Raw genomic sequence first — 5,818 nt, forward strand, 5'->3', positions numbered from 1 at the left:
TGTTGGATGGAAAAAGACGGAAGACCGAAGACGGAAGACCGGAGACCGGAGAGGGGAGCCGTAAGAAAATGGCCACAAAGGCCACAAAGTTTTCACGAAGTTTCACGACTTGTCCCGAGCAGCGTAGCGAATCGGGAAAGGCCACTTCGCGGAGGAAAATTTAAAAGTTTGAGAAAAAAGTGTCAAGTAAATTTTGGACGTGACATGGATGACCGATGTTGGATGGAAAAAGACGGAAGACCGAAGACNGGCCACAAAGTTTTCACGAAGTTTCACGACTTGTCCCGAGCAGCGTAGCGAATCGGGAAAGGCCACTTCGCGGAGGAAAATTTAAAAGTTTGAGAAAAAAGTGTCAAGTAAATTTAGGACGTGACATGGATGACCGATGTTGGATGGAAAAAGACGGAAGACCGAAGACGGAAGACCGAAGACGGAAGACAGAAGACCGAAGACAGAAGACCGAAGACCGAAGACAGAAGACCGAAGACAGAAGACCGAAGACAGAAGACCGAAGACGGAAGACCGGAGACCGGAGAGGGGAGACGGGAGGCGGGAGATTGGAGAGAGGGGAGGAAGGCCTGCCGGGGGTGGGGGCCGGCAGGTTGGTTGGTTGAAGGGGAAGTGAGTTAGATGGGGGTGGGGATGGGGCTGTGGCGGTAATCCAGCACTTTTCTATAGAGGGTGTACCATACCAGGGGCTCGATGTGGCTGTGGTGGGACAGGAAAAATCTATTTATCATCATGTGGAAATGGTGGTTGAAAAGCGGAACAAAGTTGTTTTTGTCATATAGAAGGGGATGCTCCAGGAAGAAGGAGATGTATTTTTGCACAAAGCCCTGGTCGTGGACTGAGTGACACACTTTCTTACTTCTCAAGCTCTCCTCATATACTTTTTTGAATTTAGATTTCTGGGAGTTTTTCAAGTCCTTAATCAGCCCATTTTCAGTTTCTTGCTGCCAGGCTCTAAATTGCCCGCTCCGCTTCAGGAGGGCCAAACCCAGATTGGCAATCAAGGAGATTTTTTCGAGTTCTGGCTGAAGCAGTGTGGGAAGGTATGGTAGCTGGCTGTTCACATTGCCATATATAGCCATCACTGATTCAAGCTTGAACAAGTCTTCGGATGAAAATATTCCCCGATTGCCATATTTGGCAAGTTCAGGATAATAAGTGGCTTTCTTAAAGCTGGTAATATAGTCAGCTTGTGACAGGAAGTGCAACAGTTCCTTTTCAAAAGAGACCCTATCATTCCCTATGCTGTTAGGCCCAATGCGAAGCCGGATGTGAAATGCGCTGTCAAAATGAGTCAGGTAGTACCATTGATGTATGGCGTCGGGTCTTAAATTTTGATCAAGCCAGGGGCCAATCTTTTCGGTTAGAAACAATTCCGCTTCCAGTGGATCTACATAAATGTGATAGCCGATCCAGCTGCGGTCCACATGCTTTTTGGGATTGAAGAAAACATGCTTATAAGGAGATTGGTAAGCGGAGTTTGGGATTGAAATGGATAGTTGGGGATAAGACGGGAATTCGCTGTCTTCGATCCATAAACATTCTGAAAGCACAAACGAAGGTTTGTTTTTTATAAGTTCCATTAAGATGTCTACACTCTGACAGTGGTGGGTGTCTATTACCATTTTTTCATCTTCCTCGCCATACAAGCAGTATCTGGGAATTCCGAGCTCTTTTATTTTAGCCAAAAAGCGATTGGAGGTCCAGGATTTTCCATCGTCAGCCGTTACATACCATGCGGCTGGCTTGAGTATCACCTCACCCCAGGTTAACCGAGGGATAGCCGGTGCTCCCGAAATAGGCATAAGATCCTCGTATACGGGATATAGGGAGCCTTGAGAGGCAACTTCATATAGCAGCCTGCTTATGGGGTGAGTAATGTATTGAGGATTTAGCGCATGTTGGATCGTAGGCAGGATCACCTGCTGGGTATGTGGCGAGTAGATTACAAATCTGTCATCAACTAAGCCAAGGTAAAGGGATTTGTAATCGATATCAAAAGAGGATTTTGATGGGGTAAAGATCCTGATCGTATGTTGTAAGAGATTTTTATGGCAGGCAATGTGGTTTGACTGATCGCTTTCCCATATTTCAAAATCCGCATGGAGCACATTGGTAGAGGAATCCAGGAAGTGCTGGATATCTTCATGAAAAGAGGCCTTTGGTACAGCCAAAGATATTTTTGCCCAAGTGGCAGCCGGTCGGTTGGTCACCACATGGTCTATCAATAGGCCCCTTTCGGTGATGCGACACAAGTAGGAAGTGGCTGGCTGTTCTGTTACCTTTCGGGATTTTACCAGAGGCTTGAGGTTCATGGTTTTTTTTCCTGAGTGTGCCAGGATAGCTGAATTGATAGGATTGGGAGGTGTGTTTTCCCTGGAAAACAGCCAAACCTGATTTTTGAAAAATCGGGCTGTGGCGCTGCCGGGATTTAATAGCTGGTGGAGGGGTACAAACCTGTCGTCATGTTCTTCGATGAAAATGCTTTTCAGTTCCCGAATAAAGTCAGAAGCCTGGGTATGGAGTAGGTTTCCGATTTCCTTGTTCAATTTTTCAAGTTTGCGATAATGCGTTTTTTCCAGCTGAAAGGGTTCCTTACTGCTGGTAATGTGGATGGGGTAGTCCTGTGAGTCTTTGGGGAATTCGCTCCTTGGGTCATTTAACACGACGGAGTTGATTTTTGAAAGTTGGGGCGGATACTGGTTTGTTAGAAATCCGCAATTGATGATTTCGCCCCAAATTTGTCGGATCTCTCCATCTTCCACATTCAAAAACCAGCTTTTGAACTTCGGAAAGGAGAGGTCGGGCTTACTGTGAAAGTGATTATAGATTTTTTCCAAAATGGCGTTGGACTCGAGTGTGACCTGGTTCCAGTTCTTATCTTCATCCATTTTCCAAAAAGTGAACTGATCAGTTTGCCGGTAAGTCAGGGCCGGCAAGTGGTATTTGCCTTTTACGTGATGGGCATTGAGGTCAAAGGATTGAAAGGTAAGCTTGTATTTGGTTGGACTAGGCAAGTCACTGAATAGCCCCATCCCGACCCCTGCCCAAAGAGCAAATGGGGTGGCGCGATATTTACCCCTGATGAGGTATTTCAACACGGCGACTTGTTGATCGTAATCGAGCTGCGAGTAGGGTGTGTCCTTAATCTGCTCGTACAGGTGGGTGGAGGATAATTTGATGGCCTCCAAAATGTACTGATAATTGTACTCCACCTCCTTGGTATCAAAAATATCAAAGTTGAGCATGGGCGTTCTGTAAATAAAGTTCATAGTCATGTAGGTTAAGTTGGGAGCAATTGTAAAGGATAAAACCTAATCTAGCAATTGCCCAACCGCTGAAATCTGTGAACTACGGGTTTTGGGGGGTGAATGGGAGGGGCTTCGCCGTTTATATGGCTTCGCCGTTTATGGTTTACTGGCTTCGCCGGTTAAGGTTTAAATGGCTGGGGTCGAACTCATTTCTAACCTCCTAAACCTCCCGATCCGCGAAGCGGTTATCGGGAAATAAACTTCCTAAACTGCGTAGTTTAGGAGGTTATTCGGCCTGCGGCCTGGTTTAGGGGGTTAGAAACCGCGAAGCGGCGAGGAGGATGAGGCTTGGCTGCATCGCGGCAGTNACTTCCTAAACTGCGTAGTTTAGGAGGTTATTCGGCCTGCGGCCTGGTTTAGGGGGTTAGAAACCGCGAAGCGGCGAGGAGGATGAGGCTTGGCTGCATCGCGGCAGTTTCACGCGGAGGCGCAAAGGGAAAGCGCAAAGGGCGCAACGTTTTTTGGTTTAAGGGTTTAATGTCCTGTTTGGAAGAGCTGCGCTATATTCCCAACAGGACTGATCAATGGATTAAGGAGCGGAAGTAGCTTACGTTAATCCATTATTCCATTCAACCCTTCAACCTTTTCACGGGTTGGTTTAATGGTTTAATGTCCTGTTTGGAAGAGCTGCGCTATATTCCCAACAGGACTGATTAATGGATTAAGGAGCGGAAGTAGCTTACGTTAATCCATTAATCCATTCAACCCTTCAACCTTTTCCCGGGTTGGTTTAAAGGTTTAAGGTCCATAAGGGACTAGCTGCGCTGGATTCCCTTATGGACTGATTAATGGCTTAGGGAGCTGGGGTACCTTACGTTAATCCATTAATCCATTAATCCATTCAACCTTTTCAATGGTTGGTTTAATGGTTTAAGGTCCAGAAGGGCATAGCTGCGCTGGATTCCCTTATGGACTGATTAATGGATTAGGGAGCTGGGGTACCTTACGTTAATCCATTAATCCATTAATCCATTCAACCTTTTCAAAGGTTGGTTTAATGGTTTAAGGTCCAGAAGGGCATAGCTGCGCTGGATTCCCTTCTGGACTGATTAATGGATTAAGGAGCGGACGTACCTTACGTTAATCCATTACTCCATTAATCCATTCAACCTTTTCTATGGTTGGTTTAATGGTTTAAGGTCCAGAAGGGCCTAGCTGCGCTGGATTCCCTTCTGGACTGATGAATGGATTAAGGAGCGGAAGTACCTTACGTTAATCCATTGATCCATTCAACCCTTCAACCTTTTTATAAACCTCCCGATCCCCGCCCACGAACTCGCCACCCGGTACCGGTACAATTCCCAGAACCAGCTGATCTGGCAAAAGACCCCGGATGCGGGAGAGTCCAGGTTCTGGTACAACAGGGCGGGGCAGCTCAGGCTGTCGCAGAATGCCCAGCAGGCACTGGACGGCAAATACAGCTATACCAAATACGACCGGCAGGGCCGGGTGCTGGAGGTGGGCGAAATGTCCACCGGGGAGGAGCAGGGAGAACTGCTGCCCAAAATCCAGGAGCTGGATTTTCCTAAGGCGGATGAATATACCTGTACCGACATTACCCTGACCCGGTATGACCGGCCCCATGGAAAGGTGGACAGCACTTTTGTGCAGGAAAACCTGCGCAACAGGGTTTCCTGGACCGCCATGGTGGAAAAGGGGCATGCGGATACGGTGTTTACCCTATACAGTTATGACCCCCACGGCAACGTGCAGGGGCTGGTGCAGAAGCTTCCGGGGATGGAACCTAAGCGCACCGAATATGTCTATGACCTGGTCAGCGGGAATGTAAATTTCGTGATGTACCAGTACGGGGAACCCGACCAGTTTATCCACCGCTACCGCTACGATGCCGACAACAGGCTTGAAGAGGTGCGGACAAGTACCGACGGGTTTATCTGGAACAGAGAGGCTTCTTACCATTATTATCCTCACGGGCCATTGGCAAGAGTGGAACTCGGTGAATACAACGTGCAGGGGCTCGACTACTATTATACCCTGCAGGGCTGGCTGAAGGGCGTGAACATGCCCCACCGTGACGATCCCGGAGGGGACGGCAGCGATGGCCTGCGGACAGGCAAGGATGCCTTTGCCTTTGCGCTTGGGTATTATGAGGGTGATTACAAGCCCATCAACCCCAATCTGCGACTTACCGATTCCAGGGATCAGGTCTGGGAGCGCTATGGAGAGCAGTACGGGAACAGCGGCCTTTACAACGGCAACATCTCCTGGATGGTCACCGACCTGCCCGGGCTGGGCGAGGACAAAGGCATGCAGGCCATGGTGTACCGCTACGACCAGCTGCACCGCATCGTGCAGTCCAGGAGCTTTACCAACTACAATGCAGACAAAGGCTTCCTGACCAAGCAGAAGGAAGAATCAAAATACGACTCCGACTACAGTTATGATGCAAACGGAAATCTGCTAACTTTACAACGTCGGGGAAAGTCCCCCGGCAATCTGGACGATAACTTCATCTATGAATACTATGCAGGCACGAA

3 protein-coding genes are annotated in these 5,818 nt (G+C 48.2%); 2 read left to right on the forward strand and 1 reads right to left on the reverse strand.

The window, feature by feature from the left end:
* Positions 1–374 precede the first annotated feature (374 nt).
* Entirely contained in the window at positions 375–614 is a 240-nt protein-coding gene (locus tag KI659_RS18405; RefSeq protein WP_213946858.1) for a hypothetical protein, read from the forward strand.
* A gap of 12 nt (positions 615–626) precedes the next feature.
* On the opposite strand, the gene KI659_RS18410 is transcribed toward KI659_RS18405, so the two are convergent.
* Positions 627–3,281 carry a thiopeptide-type bacteriocin biosynthesis protein gene (locus tag KI659_RS18410; protein WP_213946859.1) on the reverse strand — a complete coding sequence of 885 codons (2,655 nt, stop codon included), beginning with the start codon at positions 3,279–3,281 and terminating at the stop codon, positions 627–629.
* 1,506 nt (positions 3,282–4,787) lie between these two features.
* On the opposite strand from KI659_RS18410, the gene KI659_RS18415 reads away from it, so the two are divergent.
* Positions 4,788–5,818, forward strand: a 1,031-nt coding sequence (locus tag KI659_RS18415; RefSeq protein ID WP_213946860.1) for a hypothetical protein, incomplete at its 3' end; no start/stop codon positions are given.

Origin of the sequence: Litoribacter ruber, assembly GCF_018449405.1 — a bacterium.
Taxonomy (GTDB): Bacteria; Bacteroidota; Bacteroidia; order Cytophagales; family Cyclobacteriaceae; genus Litoribacter; species Litoribacter ruber.